The 15,424-nt window shown below is 56.8% G+C and carries 12 protein-coding genes; 4 read left to right on the top strand and 8 right to left on the bottom strand.

All coding sequences use genetic code 11. From position 1 onward, the window contains the following. Positions 1-303: 303 nt before the first annotated feature. The gene (gluQRS, locus tag I6I94_RS08560; RefSeq protein WP_128088101.1) at positions 304-1,287 is read left to right on the top strand and encodes a tRNA glutamyl-Q(34) synthetase GluQRS; all 984 of its coding nucleotides are present in this window, start codon (positions 304-306) and stop codon (positions 1,285-1,287) included. Between the two features lie 339 nt (positions 1,288-1,626). Next, a complete protein-coding gene (gene putP, locus I6I94_RS08555; RefSeq protein WP_128088102.1) occupies positions 1,627-3,168 on the top strand; it encodes a sodium/proline symporter PutP in 1,542 nt (513 codons plus the stop codon). A 93-nt stretch (positions 3,169-3,261) separates the two neighbouring features. On the opposite strand, the gene I6I94_RS08550 is transcribed toward putP, so the two are convergent. The 4 genes from I6I94_RS08550 to I6I94_RS08535 all read right to left on the bottom strand — a co-directional run bounded on the left by I6I94_RS08550 (position 3,262) and on the right by I6I94_RS08535 (position 8,149). Further along, complete coding sequence (locus I6I94_RS08550; RefSeq protein WP_201620612.1) at positions 3,262-3,705, bottom strand: hypothetical protein; 444 nt, start codon at positions 3,703-3,705, stop codon at positions 3,262-3,264. A 31-nt stretch (positions 3,706-3,736) separates the two neighbouring features. Next, positions 3,737-5,173 (bottom strand): pentapeptide repeat-containing protein, encoded by a 1,437-nt coding sequence (locus I6I94_RS08545; RefSeq protein ID WP_128088104.1) that lies wholly within the window; start codon positions 5,171-5,173, stop codon positions 3,737-3,739. 78 nt (positions 5,174-5,251) lie between these two features. Continuing rightward, a complete protein-coding gene (locus tag I6I94_RS08540) occupies positions 5,252-6,451 on the bottom strand; it encodes a pentapeptide repeat-containing protein (protein ID WP_128088105.1) in 1,200 nt (399 codons plus the stop codon). Between the two features lie 207 nt (positions 6,452-6,658). Next, on the bottom strand, positions 6,659-8,149 hold the full coding sequence (locus I6I94_RS08535; RefSeq protein WP_201620611.1) for a pentapeptide repeat-containing protein: 1,491 nt from the start codon (positions 8,147-8,149) through the stop codon (positions 6,659-6,661). 541 nt (positions 8,150-8,690) lie between these two features. Between I6I94_RS08535 and I6I94_RS08530 the strand changes: the two genes are divergently transcribed. After that, complete coding sequence (locus I6I94_RS08530) at positions 8,691-9,122, top strand: hypothetical protein (protein ID WP_128088230.1); 432 nt, start codon at positions 8,691-8,693, stop codon at positions 9,120-9,122. A gap of 164 nt (positions 9,123-9,286) precedes the next feature. On the opposite strand, the gene I6I94_RS08525 is transcribed toward I6I94_RS08530, so the two are convergent. Together I6I94_RS08525 and I6I94_RS08520 are read right to left on the bottom strand one after the other, a co-directional pair. Continuing rightward, entirely contained in the window at positions 9,287-10,357 is a 1,071-nt protein-coding gene (locus tag I6I94_RS08525; protein ID WP_201620610.1) for a hypothetical protein, read from the bottom strand. Beyond that, positions 10,341-11,132 (bottom strand): DUF6318 family protein, encoded by a 792-nt coding sequence (locus I6I94_RS08520; protein ID WP_236588973.1) that lies wholly within the window; start codon positions 11,130-11,132, stop codon positions 10,341-10,343. The genes I6I94_RS08525 and I6I94_RS08520 overlap by 17 nt, the downstream gene beginning before the upstream one ends. A 459-nt stretch (positions 11,133-11,591) precedes the next feature. Between I6I94_RS08520 and I6I94_RS08515 the strand changes: the two genes are divergently transcribed. After that, the gene (locus I6I94_RS08515) at positions 11,592-12,371 is read left to right on the top strand and encodes a CpaB family protein (RefSeq protein WP_128088110.1); all 780 of its coding nucleotides are present in this window, start codon (positions 11,592-11,594) and stop codon (positions 12,369-12,371) included. Positions 12,372-12,461: 90 nt separating this feature from the next. Here the strand turns inward: I6I94_RS08515 and I6I94_RS08510 are convergent, their stop codons facing one another. Both I6I94_RS08510 and I6I94_RS08505 read right to left on the bottom strand, forming a co-directional pair. Further along, complete coding sequence (locus tag I6I94_RS08510) at positions 12,462-13,835, bottom strand: pentapeptide repeat-containing protein (protein ID WP_201620608.1); 1,374 nt, start codon at positions 13,833-13,835, stop codon at positions 12,462-12,464. 12 nt (positions 13,836-13,847) lie between these two features. Further along, positions 13,848-15,416: a pentapeptide repeat-containing protein gene (locus I6I94_RS08505; protein ID WP_128088112.1), complete on the bottom strand. Its 1,569-nt coding sequence runs from the start codon at positions 15,414-15,416 to the stop codon at positions 13,848-13,850. Positions 15,417-15,424 lie beyond the last annotated feature (8 nt).

Genomic DNA, 15,424 nt, shown 5'->3' with positions numbered 1-15,424 from the left:
ATATCGTTGCATTCCTTTTATTTACGGGCCGTAAAGGGCTGTTTTAGGGTACATACTGGGCACAGTGTGAAAGAAATAGAGCACACGGTTTATGCGCATCATTATAAATACCGGAAGGCTCCGGCAGCAGACATATTGATATGCAGTATATGCTTCGAGGAAAAACGCATATCAAGTTTATCTTGAATGAAACTTCAACTAGGGAGCGTAAAGCGTGCTATTGAAAATTCCCAAAAGTACCGACGCCGCCCCTTCACACCGGCGGAGCATATTAACAACACAGCGGGAAAGTACCATAGTGCTATGACCCGTGAACCGCACCTTAACGCCGCACCCGTCACCGTTTCACCGAGCCCCAGCGTACACCCTGGGGCTGGCCGGTACGCCCCTTCTCCTTCGGGAGACCTGCACTTAGGGAACCTGCGCACCGCGCTTCTGGCATGGATGCTGGCTCGGCAAGGAAACCTGCGGTTTGTGATGCGTGTCGAAGACCTCGATAGGGTGAAGGAGGGCGCGGCACAGCAGCAGCTGGCGGATTTAGCGTCGCTGGGGCTCGATTGGGAGCAGCCGGTGCTGTACCAGAGCACCCGCCGGAAAGCGTACCAGCGTGAGTTTGAACGTTTGCAGGAGGCTGGGATGGTGTACGAGTGCTACTGCACGCGGCGTGAGATTCAGCAGGCCGCCACCGCGCCGCATGGGGCCCCGGGCGCATACCCGGGCACCTGCCGGGAGTTATCAGATCAGCAGCGCGCCGAACGCCGCGCACACCGGGCACCCGCCTACCGTCTGCGCGCCGAGGTGAGCGAGTATACGGTGCACGATATGTTCCGCGGCGACTACACGGCGGCAGTGGATGATGTTGTACTGGTGCGTAATGACGGCACATTCGCATATAACCTGGCGGTGGTGGTGGACGATTATTTTCAGGGGGTGACCCAGGTGGTGCGCGGGGATGACCTGCTGTCTTCGGCGCCGCGCCAAGCGTATGTGGCGCATCTTCTGGGGTACCCGCCGGTAACGTATGCGCATGTTCCTCTAGCCCTGAATGAGGAGGGCAAGCGCTTGGCTAAACGCGACGGCGCGGTGACCCTGCCGCAGCTGCGCCAGGCCGGGTTTACTGAGGCGGATGTGCTGAGCTGGATTGCCGCTTCCATCCCCGTCGCCGATCCTAAGAAAACGGGCGGGGCGCAGGTGTTTGAAAGCGCGATGCATATTTTACGGTTTTTTGACCCGCAACGGATGAGTTTGGAGCCTTGGACGGTGCGGGACCCGCTTAAAATTTCATGATGCGAAACGATTTATCCCCAAGGCTTTGAAATTTTTTCAGACCCCCACATGTGTTTGTGCGGGTTTTACCCTATCTCGGGAACGCGTAAAACTTTCCTCCCCGTCATAGCGGGGATGCACACGGCAGATAAACCCACATATTCTCACATGAACCGGACAGTTAATCTACGAGTGTGGGCATATATATACCCAGAGTTCGGCTCACCAAACCCCATTTCAACTTTGTTTTTTTGAGATATGAAAGCTAGACTGTATCCCGGGCCACTCATAAAGACGTATATTTGTGCATAAATATTCAATTGCTTGAAAGAATGACCTGCCACCGAAATAGGGAGAAAAATGTCCGATAGTACTTTCCAAATCATCGCATTGGCGATCTATTTCATCGCCATGATCGTGATCGGGCTGTGGGCAAACAGCAAAAACAACGACCTTGACGATTACGTGCTGGGTGGGCGGCAGCTCTCCCCCACCGTCGCGGCTCTCTCGGCAGGCGCCGCCGATATGTCCGGCTGGCTCCTAATGGGGTTGCCCGGCGCTGTCTATTTAGCTGGTCTTTCCAAATCATGGATTGCTATCGGTCTGACAATCGGCGCATGGGTCAACTGGAAATATATTGCACCCCGCCTGCGTACCTACACCGAAGTCGCTGGCGATGCCGTGACCGTCCCGGTGTTCCTCAGCAACCGACTGCACGATAAATACAATATTCTGCGTATTTTTGCAGGCATTATTATCCTCGTCTTCTTCACCTTCTACGTCTCCTCCGGCATGGTTGCTGGCGGTAAATTCTTCGAGTCTTCCTTCCACCAGGATTACCTCACCGGTATGCTTCTCGTCGCCGGTATCACCATGTTCTACACTTTCTTCGGCGGCTTTATGGGTGCTTCCTACACCGATATGGTGCAGGGTCTTCTGATGCTCGCCGCATTGGTTGCCGTGCCGATCGTGGCTATTACCAATATGGGCGGACTCGACCACGTCACGGATGCCGTCGCCAACGTTCGCCCCGACGCCCTGGGACTTTTCGCGGGAACTACGTTTATCGGCATCGCTTCGGCGCTCGCCTGGGGCCTGGGCTATTTCGGACAGCCGCATATTATCGTGCGTTTCATGGCGCTGCGCACTCCCGAGGATGCGAAAGCCGGGCGTCGCATCGGTATGAGCTGGATGCTCCTGACCGTGGTAGGCTCCATCAGCACGGCGTTCGTGGGCGTAGCCTACTTTGCAACCCACCCCGAAGTTTCTCTCACCGATAAGGAAAGTGCAGAGACAGTCTTCCTGGATCTCGCGCAGATTCTCTTCCACCCCTTTATCGCCGGTATGATCCTGGCTGCCGTACTCGCGGCTATTATGTCTACGCTATCCTCGCAGCTAGTGGTCTGCTCCTCGGCTCTCGTGGAAGATCTTTACGGTGTCTTTGTGAAGAAGAAGCTCAGCTCAAACCAGTCACTCTGGCTTGGACGTGCGGGCGTAGCGATTGTGGCGGTCATCGCGACTCTCATGGCACTCGATAAGAACAACTCGATTCTCTCGCTCGTGGAGTTCGCATGGGCGGGCTTTGGTTCGGCTTTCGGCCCAATCGTGATCCTCTCACTGTACTGGCGCAAGCTCACCCTACCGGGTGCGGTCTCGGGCATGATTGTGGGTGCTGTCGTCACCTTCTTCTGGCGCCAGATCTTCAACCTCACCGAAACGATCGAGGTTTACGAGATGATCCCCGGGTTCTTCCTAGCCTTCCTGGTGACCGTCGTGGTCTCTCTGTCTACCTACCAGAAGAACGACAAGATTGAGCAAGAGTTTGAAGAGGCCGCAAACCTCGCAAAGCTCACCACCGCTGATCTTCCCGCCAAGGAAGAAGAACAGGCGGCCAAGGCATAAGCCACAGGGCGCACTGCGCAGCTAACACCAGATAAGAAGCGATTCTCTCGCCCAGCCCTTAGCGGGCGGGTGAGAGAATCGCTTCTTAAAGTTTTAACTCACTGACCCTGTGCCCACAACGTGTGCGTACAGTTCCTCACACAGCGCCATACTGTGCTGTATCTTGTACAAGCCATCCAGCAGGTAGGAGGTATGGCTATCCTGCTGCCATTCGGGGGTCGTACCATCTAAAAATTCGAACCACAACAGGAAATCCATATACGCTGCGATTGCTTCTTCCTGCTTCTGTGCATAGGGCTTTTTCATCAGCTCTAACCGGCGCCGCTCCAGGTCAGCGGCATCAATGCTCCCGCAACGGTACGCCCGGGTGTACCCCACACACTCCCGCAGCACCTCAGGCTGCTCGCTTAACGGGATAACGCTACGCTCCGTGAACTCAATCACTCGGTCGATATACTCGCTGTAGCGCGTGAAAATATCGGACTCCTCAATAGTGTCCTCCAGCTCAATAATTCGCCCAAATTCATCTGGCTCCATATATACTCCTTTGCGATGCACCAACAGTGCGCTAATTCAAGGTGTTCCTGCCGGTGCGCGGCAGCGGGTCTGTGCAGCAGAAGTAGTCGAACCAGGCACGCACCTGCTCTTCAGCGTCCCGCACCGGTTCAAAAGCAGCATGATCGTGCGGGACACAGGGCTGAGGCAAGGCGGCTGCCGCCTCGATGAGGGCCCGGGCACATGGGGTGACCTCGCGGGTTTCTTCTTCGGTGAGCAGACGCGCCCCGCCCGGGGTTTCCTCGGTTGGCCCGCAGCCCGCAGCATCGGGGAAAACACTCACGACGCTCTGCTCAAACACCGGGCTGCCCGCCGCGAGCTGCGCCTCAGCGAACGACACAGGCCCCAGAAACAGCGAACGCCCCAAAAGCGCCTGGCCCTGGAACTCGCAAGAATCCCAGCGGCCGCCCTCACAGTAGATGGAGCCGCCGAAATCCGCCTCGGCCCGGAACGTGCCCCTAAAATAGGCGGGCCCGTAATAGGCGCAGCCACTAAAATCTGCGCATCCAGCGGCCTCACCGCCGAATGATACAGAAGAATAAAACGTGCTGTCGGCTGCAGTAACACACCCGCCGTAGGTGCCGGTGCGGGCGACGGGCCCGTAGTGGGTGCACCCGCTGAATATGGAGTCGGCCATGTAGGTGCAGTCCTGGGCGTTGGCCCCCGCGCAGTACACGCTCCCGCTAAAGCAGGCGTCTGCCTCGTAGGTTGAACCGGCAAAACTCACGAACCCGCCATAATACGAGCCGCTAAAATCTGCTCCCACGGGCGCTGTCGCCTCGGGACAGGTGCCTGCACGGTAAGTGCACTCTTCAAACGACACACCCGTCTGCCCGCGGTACACCGAGTTACTGAAGGATGCCGCACCGCAGAACGTGGAACCCGCGAATGTAAGCCGCCCGTCCCAGCAGCACCCGCTAAAATCCACCGTGTCAAAAAACTCTGCCCCCGAAAAGTCGAAGTCAAACCCCGACCAGGGCCCTGGGGTTGCCTCCCCACCGGCGGCCGCGTCCTCCAGCGGCTGAGGCTGGCGCACCCGCCCGCGAATCTCAGCCAGGATACGCGAACGCACCTGCGCCTCCGCCAGGTATTCGGCCTCATCAATGCGGTGTTGCCGTGCCATACCTGTATCCGATAACCGTTCGGGGGTGCTGGCGGGGGCTTGGGGGCAGTTTCGGGCCAGTGGGAAAGGCAGCCGCACATAGGCGCAGAGCATATCCACGATCGTTTGTGCCTGTTCCCGACCCACCGGCGCGGGTATGCTGGCGTCGGCTAACCATTCGTCGGCCAGCTGGGCAAGCACCCTCACCCCGCCAAGGCGCGTTATTGCTGATGCGTTCCCCAGCAGCTCCAGGGCCTTGAGGTAGTGGGTGCGGCGCCTATCGTGTGCTGGGCCCCACCCGTGCGCGGTTGTTTCGGTGAGGTGCCCCTCCCCCTGTGTGCCCGTCATGTATGTCTCCCAGGTTTATTGTTGCGGTATGCTCTTGCCCCGTGCCATGTGCTGACGCGTGTGGGTTTCTGCCCAGCTCTAGCGGGCGTTATGCACCTGCCGGATGCTGCTGACTTCCTCAATGAGCTCTCTCTGCTGCTGCCACTGAGTGTATTCTTCGCCGCTCACCCAGCGGGCCCCATCTGGCGGGGTGTTCGGGGCGGAGTCCAGGAACCTGTTTACGGTGCCATCGGCGAACACAGTCCCCTCGAAGTAGGGTTTGGTGCTGAACCGGGTGCCGCTAAAATCCGCACCACCCAGGTAGATGGAGCCGCCGAAATTCGTGGCTTCCCCACACACGCTCTTCGTGAAGGTGACTGGCCCGCCGTGCAGGCACTCGTAGAAGTCCGCACAGTCGTTGTAGGTGCACCCGCTGAAATCCACGGCTTGTGAATAATAATTCATCTCAAGCTGAGCTGGCCCGTCATAAACACATTCGCTCAGGTTCACCTGCCCGAAGAAGAAACAGCCCTGAAAGAACACTCCCACGTAGGTGCACCCGCTCAGGTGGGCATCGCCTGCGAAGATAGCGCCGCTGAAGAAGGCCAGTTCGTTGTAGGTTGATTGTGTAAAACGCGCGGTGCCTAAGAATTTACACTCCGAAAAGTCTGCTTCTTTCTGGTAGGTGGAGCCTGAAAAGTCGGCGTCGGTGCAGTACACGGACCCATCGGTGCGCGCCTTATCACGGTAGGTACACCCGGTGAAGGTGGCCCCCGCGCCCCAGTACGATTCGCTCAGGTATGCCGGGTAGAAAAAGTCGGCACCCGTAAAGTCAAAGGTAAGGTGCGACCACCGGCCGGGTCGTAGTGCCTCCAGGGCCTCTTGCGGTGTATCACTTTCTGCTCTGCGCAGGTACTGCACACGCTCGTGGATACTGCCCAGAATATGCCCGCGCACCTGGGCCTCCTGCGCCAGGGCGTCCCTATCGGCACGGTACCGGGTGGGTTCTTGCTCGGCGGGCAGTTCGCGTACAGGGGTGCGGGTGAGCACATCGTACTCACCAGCAAGAGCATACGGGGAACGAATATATTCACACAATCGGTTAATAATGTGTTGAGCGTTGGTGTTACGGGTGTTTTCGTCCAGGGAGGTATCCGCTAGGTACCCGTCGGCGAGCCCCACCAGCGTATCTACCGCAGCCCGCCGCTCAGCGAGGGCACCGTGGGCCAGCTGCTCCACAGCCAGAACGTAATCGGCATTATCTTTAACGGGTGAAGCTGGTGAACTTGGTGAGGCCATTCTCTAATCCTATGCGGTTAATACGGTGAACATTTGCCCCCTCAGCATACCCCAACCGGCCTCGCACCACACCGGGCTCGGTCACCGTATAAACCGCGTGAGGACGGGACATTGAAGGTTCTGTGCGTACCGGAACTATGCGCCCGCAGCGTTCATACGAGAGGCACCTGCCATGAGTGGCGTGCTGCCCGCAGCTGACGGTGCTGTTTATTCCCCGTCTCTGACCTGCTGCGACCATTCCCACAGGCTTTCAGTCGCCGCGCGCAGTTCATTACCGGCGGTCAGGAAGTTCATGTTCTCGCCCTCCCTGCCCTGCACTGTAGCGATCTGGTGGGGGATGGTGCTCAGCAGCGTGTGCGCCTGCGCCGTCCCATCAGCGGGAAGCAGACGCGCACCCGCCGGGGCCTGCGTCAGCTCTATTGCCGGGGCAGTATCCGGGTGCTGGTGCCCATCACTCGGCTGATTCTTGTGCGGTAGTCGGGTGAGCACTCCGGGGGCGAACACCGCCTCTTCAAACGACGGCGCATCGCCTGTGAACCGTGCCCCCGCGAAATCGACGTCCCCCAGGAACAGGGCGTTAGTGAAGCCAACGGCCCCTTCATACTCGCTCTCATCGCTGCGGTAGTTGCTGTAGAAGGAGCACGAATCGAAGTCGGCATCCGCCTCGCAGGTGATGTTTGAGAAGTTAGCGTCCGCCAAGAATACGGACTCGGCGAAGACTGCTTCCCCGGTGAACGAGCTGCCCCGCATGGCGGTGCCATCGTAAAAGATGCAATACTCGAAGAACGCCGTGTCCATCCATTGCACCGTTGAGAAATCGGTGTATGCGCAGAAGCAGCTTTTGGAGAAGTCGGCGGCTTCAGCAAAGACGCAGCAGCTGAAATTTACGGGGTGCTGCGGCCCGCCGCAGAAGACAGACACCCCAAAATCGGTGGGGCCGTAGAAGAGTGCCCGTGAGAAGTCGGCCGCGCCCCGGTAGGTGCTGGCCCCGAACTCTGCACCAGTCCGGTAGACGCTGCCGGTGTGGCGCACATCCTGGTGGTACACGCACTGCACGAACCCGGCCCCCGAACGGTAGGTGGCGCCCTCAAAAGTGGCTTCCCCCTCGTAGAAGGATGAGGAGAAGTCAGCGGTCTCAGTAAAGGTGCACCCCGCGAAGCTCACTGTACGGCCCCAGTGTGAACCGGTGAAATCCACCGGGTGGCAGAAAGTAGCGCCCGTGAAATCAAAGACCAGGTGTGACCACGGGCCGGGGGTTGTCTGCGCCTGCAGCGGGGTTTCGTACTCCCCCACCAGCTCCCCCGGGTTCAGGCGCCACCGCACCCGCTGATGAATAGCCTCAAGGATATGCTGGCGCAGGGTACCCTCAGCACCCTCATTCACCTGCCCTTCACCGTGAGAGAATGACCGTTCTTTTTCGGGCGGGTTCTCCCCCGTGTTTCTTGGGTTTTCCGTCTCTTGTTCAGACGGTAATGGGGTGCGAATATACGCGCATAATGCGTCAGCCGCCCCCTGGGCGGCGGCATCCCGCTCCGCCGCGCTGATTGTGGCATTAGACAGCCAGTCGTCGGCGAGCCCCACCAGCGTATCCGCCGCAGCCCGCCGCTCAGCGAAGGCGCCGTGGGCCAGCTGCTCTACAGCCAGAATGTAGTCGGTATTGTCTTTCATGGGTGACGTTGGTGCACTCGGTGAGGCCATTCTCGCTCCTGCACGGTGATGGGACGGGTAATGTGCCCCCTTAGCATACCCTACCCGCCCCCGTACCACGTCTGGGCCGGTCACCGCACAAACCGTGAGACAGAACAGCAGAGCCACCGGCCGCAGCCCACCATGAACACGCTCATGCACCCACACCATGGGTGAACAGGTACACCACACGGCAGAACATGCACCCAACGGGACAAAAAACACCCCCGAGACTCGCACCTAAGCTTATGAGCCGTTCAACCAGCAGGCATACCAATATGCCGGGGTGAAATACTTTTCTGGGCACAAAACCCGCATAATCAGCAGCACCCCAAAACACCCACTAGCAAACAATCACATGAAAAGCACCAGGAAAATAGGTTAGTATTATTTTAGCGTCTAAATTGCAGAATTCACTATTTCCCTCGCCACTGGCAGTGGGGCATTTCCGGTGGTTTCATATTCAATACGTTGAGGGAGCTAACAAGTGCAGTATCTAGGCAGAGCACGGAAAAACACTACCGCTGCTGACAATACTGGCACCCAAGACACGGTGAAGAAAGAAGAAGGCAGTGTTGTTCCCCTAATTGCCGGGCTATGCGCGCTGCTTCTGCTCATTGGGTCAGTGACGCTAGCGATCACCGGCGCGCACGTACAGACCCAGCGGCTCACTGATTTCGCAGACGCCCAAGCCTCAGCAGTAGCGCGGCGGTTACAACAGGAACAGAGAATGGTGGGTGTAGGAAACGGCGTTTCTGGTGCTCGTGGGTATGAGTATGCTGCCGAGTATTTAGCTGCCAGTGGGGCGAGCCGGGAGTTTGAGAATCTCAGGATTGATTCGGTCGAAGTTGCTGATGGAGATACGGTACGTGTTCGGTTAAGCGGACGGATTCACCCACCGCTAGTGAGTATTGTGGTGCCTGATGGTATTGAGGTGAGCGCGTATTCAAGCGCCCGATTGAATACGTTACAGCCAGCCTCTTAGATCAGTTAGGTAGTTTTGGTTTTGTTGTAAGAATAGCTTGATGGGTAGACAGTGCCTAGTAGGCTAACAAATGTAAAAAGGAGGTGCCCCACAAAGTAGGGTACCTCCTTTTTATGGTGTTCTTTTTTCTTAGCTATGTGTGCTACCAGGTATATTTTTAGCTTTTAGCCGCGTTCTCGGCTGCGGGGTTTTTTACCACGTTCAGTATCACCCACGCCAGCATTATCTTTATGCCATTGCTGCCCAGTAAACGGATCAGGATGAGCAAGCTTCGGATTCGGATTATTATAATCCGGATGATTCTTATTCATCGGACACGCCCAAGCATACGGATCTTCACGGCAGTCTTTCGCGACATTATGCACATCAATTTCCCACACTCGAAGCAACATCGCTTCACTACGCATCTCGGTAGTACCAGCCACCATCCACGGGCCGTTGTCACCTATCCGATACCGGGCCTGATACACCACAGTCACGTACGAGTGGAAGTTGCCCGCTTTTTCAAACTGGTACGAGGTAGAGGTCTTGGTATAGTTCTTCTCGCTCTCATCCCACCGAGTTCCAGGGGCACCAGCAGAAGAAGTAGTACGTACGGCCCCATTACCATAAGTGTACTGATAGCTAACGGGTATTACCTGGATCGTAACTTTTTCATCAAGAATTGTTGTTTCTTTGGTCTGCACCCCTGCCTGAGTAACATAATAATTAATATTCAGATCGGTATAAGCATGCAACCCGAAATCATTATGCAGAACGGGTTTAGAAATATCTAACGAGTCCAGACCGTCTCGTACCCGGGCCGCGATTTGTTGCTGACGACTAATCGCATTACCAGTATCTGAAGCGGCAGGTTTCTCGGTGCACCCATAATCCGGTGTTACATTTTCACCCGCCATCTCTAAAGCTGGCTGTAAGGAACAACGTAGGATACCTGCTATTGCTCCCCCTTCGGCTTCTTCTGGTGCAGCTTGCTGTCCATTGTCTGGAGCGTTCTGCCTACCCGGAACACCCTGTCCAGCAGGAACAGCACCTTGACCTTGAGTAGGCGCAACAATTACAACATTATAGTTATGTTCTTGGCCAGCCTTGATTTTGCTAGAAGTTACGGTAAATTTACCATTACCAACAGTTCCAGAGCTACTAGCCTCATCAGCTACTGCTCCTACGCCTTGTAAGTTTAACGCAAGGGAGATAGCAGCTATTATCGCCAAATTTTTACGATATCTTAACATTGGCAAACCTCTTCCCAACCACCAGCCAACCATCCTGAGGATGAAAAATCACACTTACCTCAATCATTTTCCGATTATCATCAGAATGGTCAGTGTTGCTTATTTTATGATTATAAGGATCATAAACCACAGTGTTCCGGGTTTCTATATGGGTTAATATTTTATACTCTTTTTCTTTATCGCTTTTATGAAATGTCTCTTCGTGAATAGTGATATTACGTAGCCCACCAGCAATCCACCCCTCATTATTATGATACAAATCGTGAACCCATTGTATTGATTTTGTATCGTGTTCATCTGCTTTTGAGGTTGTATTAGCCCATGGCACCGCATCACCGGTCTGAATGGAATAATTATGCGCCGCCACCCAATAATTAAGGAACTTCACCACACCCTCCACCGTCTCCACATTCATCCCCGCCGGCTCCTTAGGCTTCGGAACATTCTGCGCAGGACCATGCTCATCCGCAGCACGGTACTCACCCTCAGGGGCCTTCGACCCACCCGAATACCCCTTCACAATAGTCTCCCCACCAGATGACGGAGCCGCAGAAGGACCCTCCGACACCGACGACGAAGGCGAATCACTAACACTGGCCTCAGCCTCACTACCCGAAACACCACCATCAGAAGAAACCGACGACGAAGACCCCGACTGCCCCTCAGCATTACCAGCACCACCACACGCCGCAAGACCCAGTGACCCTAACCCCACACCAGCGAGCAACAGCGCACGACGACGCGGAACAATACGGCCAGTGTTTGGTTCTACCATCACGAGAGTTCTCTCCTTCATCAACACTAGAAGGCCCCGTGCACAACAGGCGGCAGAAAATACACCCACATCATCTGGCCCGGAAGCGCCTCAATCTTATTGGTTCAATGTGAATACGTACCCTTAGACTACGGGCTGAGACTCAACAAATCAAGGCTCAGTGGATGTAACACGCCCAAAAAGTATATTTATTGTGGTAGCTGCTGTTAGTGTGTTTTTCTTTCCTCCCGTATAGCAGCCTGCTAAGGCAAGGGAGTAACGGTTTCAATATTTTCAGGGGTATTCGGGGAGGAAAATCTTCTGTTCCCTCACCAGCAGATATGCCAGGGAGGCGTTCTATGGTGAATAGTCTGCTATTTGCTTTATAGCCCCTGTTTGTGCTCAGATAAATACAGCAAATCACCTTAGGCCCGCCCGGCTTCGCCCCTAACGGGCACTGACCGAAAGACACAACCACACATGAGCAGCAACCTCCCAGACGGTACCTTGAAACCAGCGTTCGCTGAGCAGCCCGAGACCTCAGCCCGCCTTCGACGCCCAGGTTTGAAAGATCCCAAATTTATTGTTGGTATCCTGCTGGTTCTGGTTTCTCTTGTTGGTACTATTGCGGTTATCCAGCTGAATAACCGCAGCACCCAGTACTATATAGCGAAGAATGACATCCCGATTGGGGAGAAAATCTCGACCGATAAGCTCACTCCTGTTGAGGCTAACCTGGGGTCTGCCTCCCAAAACTATCTCACTGCTGAAGAAGTGCAAAAAGGTGATTTAACGGCTGTTCGGCTTATCCCTGCGGGCGAGGTGGTCAGCAAAAACTCTGCCAGCAATAATGTGCGGGAAAACCGTCGGCTTGTGACCGTTAAGGTAGACCGGGGTCTAGCTACTAACCTCAAAGCGGGTGACCATGTAGATATATGGGCTTCAAACAGCACCCTCTCTGTAGGTTCACAGCCCTCCTCTGCACAGAAAAAGCCGCAAGACGACAAAAATAATGGTGGGTCTCAGGGGTCGTCTTCTGCGGACGGCAGGGGAAACAGCGAAATCTCCGACGACTCAACCCCCATTGCGAAAGACGCTGAGATCTCGAATATCTCGGTCGAAGAAAACGTGCTCGGTTCCAACGGCAAAGCCACCGTGCAGCTATGGGTAGCGTCCAATTCTCTCTACCCCGTCATACAGGCGGACTCGACCAACGCAAAAATCTCTCTCGTGCCCATAGCACTCGGCGAGAAAAAGTAACTGTCTGTTTGTGAGGCGCCCGCACCGGAAAGTGCGGGCGTTTTCCTTTCGCCTATTCATCTTACGGGGATGCTCAGCGCGCTTGTGCATTTAGGTGCGGCCGTGTTCCACGTCCCGCCAGTCGGTTAGACGCCTGGCACCGGGCGGCAGCTCCCCCTCCCCCATGGTGAGGGGTGCCCCGGCGGATAGCGCCTCCACGCTTGTCATGGCGGCATCGGGCGTGAAGCGTGCGCGGGTGAAGACCGGGGCGGTCGCAAAAACGGTGCGGTCAAAATGCGCGTTGTCCCAGTAGATGGTGCCGCTAAAATTGGCACTGGTGGTGCAGGTGCAGTCGGTGAAGTCGGCGTCCCCCATAAAACGGCAGCTGGTGAACACGGCAGGGCCTGCAAATGTCGAGCCGGTGAGGGTGATACCGTCATCGTATGCCGCCGTGGAGAAGTCGGCACCTTCCGTGAAGCTGCTTCCCGAGAAGTCCGCGCGGCCCCTGTAGAGGCACCCGGTGGCAAGCACCGGAGCGTTGTAGGTGCTGTTTGCCGCGTGCACATGCGACTGGTAGAGGCTGTTCGTAAAGTTGGTTTCCCCGCCGTAGGCGCTCATATGGTAGGTGACCGTGCCGTGGTGTGTGCAGCCGCTGAAGTCTGCCCCCGCGTTGTAGATGCTGCACCCGTAGTCGGCTGCTGCACGGTAGTGGGAGCCGGTAAAAACCGCGCACCCCTCATACACTGAATCGGAAAAATATACAATATTGTGGTAGGTCGATTCTGCAAAAGACGCCGCACCACAGTAGGTAGAGTTTGAGAACAGGACATATCCGCGGTATTCACAACGGCTAAACACCACGTCCTCACCGTACAGCGAGTTGCAAAAATATGCGTCATGCGTGAAAACTGCACCGTCGAAAGTGACCGGCCCAGCCCAGTACGCCTCACCCAGATCAACGACATCGTAAAACACCGCATTCGAAAAGTTAAAGGCCAGATGCGACCACGGCCCCGGCAGGACCGCTCCCGGTTTCGGCGGCTGATTAAGCTCCGCCGCTAAGGGATGCGCGCCTTCCCTTGTACTCAACTCAGCGTGCATGGGCTCCGCCGGGTGAGGGTTTTCTCGCCAGCGCACGTGCTGCCGGATCGTATCAAGGGTGTGCGTGTGAATGCGCCCTGCGGCGCTGAGGTGCGCAGCGTCAGCCGGTGCCGTATCGCAGTCATTAGCAGGAGAACGCAGGTAGTCACAGAGCGCAGTAATAACGCTCTGGGCGCGGCGGTTACGCTCCTGCTCCTCCACAGACGTATCGGCCAGCCACTCATCGGCCAGTGCCGCCAGTTCATCCACCGCGTTCAGGCGTGCAGCAACACTTGGGGTGGAGCCGCCACCAGCGGGAACCACCCCATTAAGCCGCCCAAGCGCGCTCTTGAGGCGCCGCAGCCGCTTGGCCTCATCCACGCTTTTGCCGTGTGCTTCACTCACCGCAGGCACCGTTCACCAATCGCTATAGGCTGCGCGGTTCGTTAACGCGTATGCCCACTGGTCGATGGCGTTATCCAGGTTGCGCACACGGGCGGCGAGCGCCTCTTTGTTCGGCCCTTCAGCCGCATCATGATACGTTTGTACCGCACTCGTGTACGCTGCCAGTCGGTTGGCTAAATCCTCCGTTTCTTCAGGGGTGAGGTAGCGTGAACCGGCAGGTAAGCCGCTGCCGGTAAACACAGGATGAGCGAAATAGTTTTCATGATGTGGGTTAAGGAAGCAATCGGTGAAAGACACCTGCGGCTCACCCGCAGCTCTCTCCTGTGCAGTGCTGGTAGCCTGCGCGGCCCCCGTAAAATCTATGCCGCCTGCGTACACTGAACGGTCAAACACGCAGCGTCCGCCCGAAAACTGGGTGCCCCGGAATGTTATTGACCGCAGGTGGGAGGATCCCTCGAAAGAAACGTGGTGCAGTGTGCAGCCGCTCAGGTCTGCGCGGCCGCGCCAACGGCACCCCACAAACTCCGTATCGTGGCGGAACACGCTGCCGCTGAAATCGGTATCACCCCGGAACTCGCTGTACGAAAAATAGGCCCCCGCCCGGTAGGTGCAGCCCTCCATGTGGGCGGTACCGTGAAATGCGGTGCTCATAAATACCGCATCCTTTTCATAGGTGCACCCTGCAAGGATAACGTCGCAGCCCCAGGTGCACTCCGCAAAATTCGCACCCCGCCCATAGGTGCACCCGCTGGCGTTAAGATGCCCCCGCCACGTGGAGCGGATACAGTCGGCGCCTTCCCGGTAGGTGTTTTCCGACAGGTTGGCCTCAGCCTCATACACCGTGGCTTGGGCGTGCACCTGCCCCCGGTAGTCGCATCCGCTCATATGCACGGCAGCACGGTACACGCTATTGCGGAAGATCGCCTTGCCGTAGTAGGTGGATGCCGTAAAATGTGCTGCCGCGGCGTATACGCTGGCGCTCAGGTTGGCTGTCTCACGGTAGCTGCACCCCGAAAAATTCGTGCCCGCACCCCAGTACGATTCGCTCAGGTTAACGGTGTGGCGGAACTCGGCGCCAGAAAAATCAAAGACCAGGTGTGACCACGGGCCGGGCGTCACCGCGCCCCGCTCAAGGTGACGCGCAGCGTTCTTGCGCGCACCGCCAGAGGCCGGTTCCCACCGCACCCTCTGGTGGATGGTGCCCAGAATATGCTGCCGCAGGGGCGTCTCGGTGGTGCTGTTCGGGGGTGTTTCACCCTCACCCGTATAGAACGATGGTTCTTTTTCTGTGGTTTCACCCTCGCTGCTGCGGTGCTGCGGTTCTCTCCCCTGCCCCTGCGGCTCAGACGGGTATGGGGTGCGCAGGTAGTCACAGAGTGCAGTAATAATACCCTGGGTGCGGCGATTACGTTCCTGCTCCTTCACGGATGTATCAGCCAGCCACTTATCGGCCAGTGCCGCCAGCTCATCCACTGCACGCATTCTAGATACAGCAGGCAGGGCGGTGTCCCCCATGCGGGCGAGCGCCTCAGCAACCCTATCAGCGCAGCAGCCATCGCGCAGGTTCACCGCATCCACCATATGCTCCT

The sequence above is a fragment of the Rothia aeria genome, assembly GCF_016726365.1.
GTDB classification, from domain to species: Bacteria; Actinomycetota; Actinomycetes; order Actinomycetales; family Micrococcaceae; genus Rothia; species Rothia aeria.
This window is presented reverse-complemented; position numbering and strand designations above follow the sequence as displayed.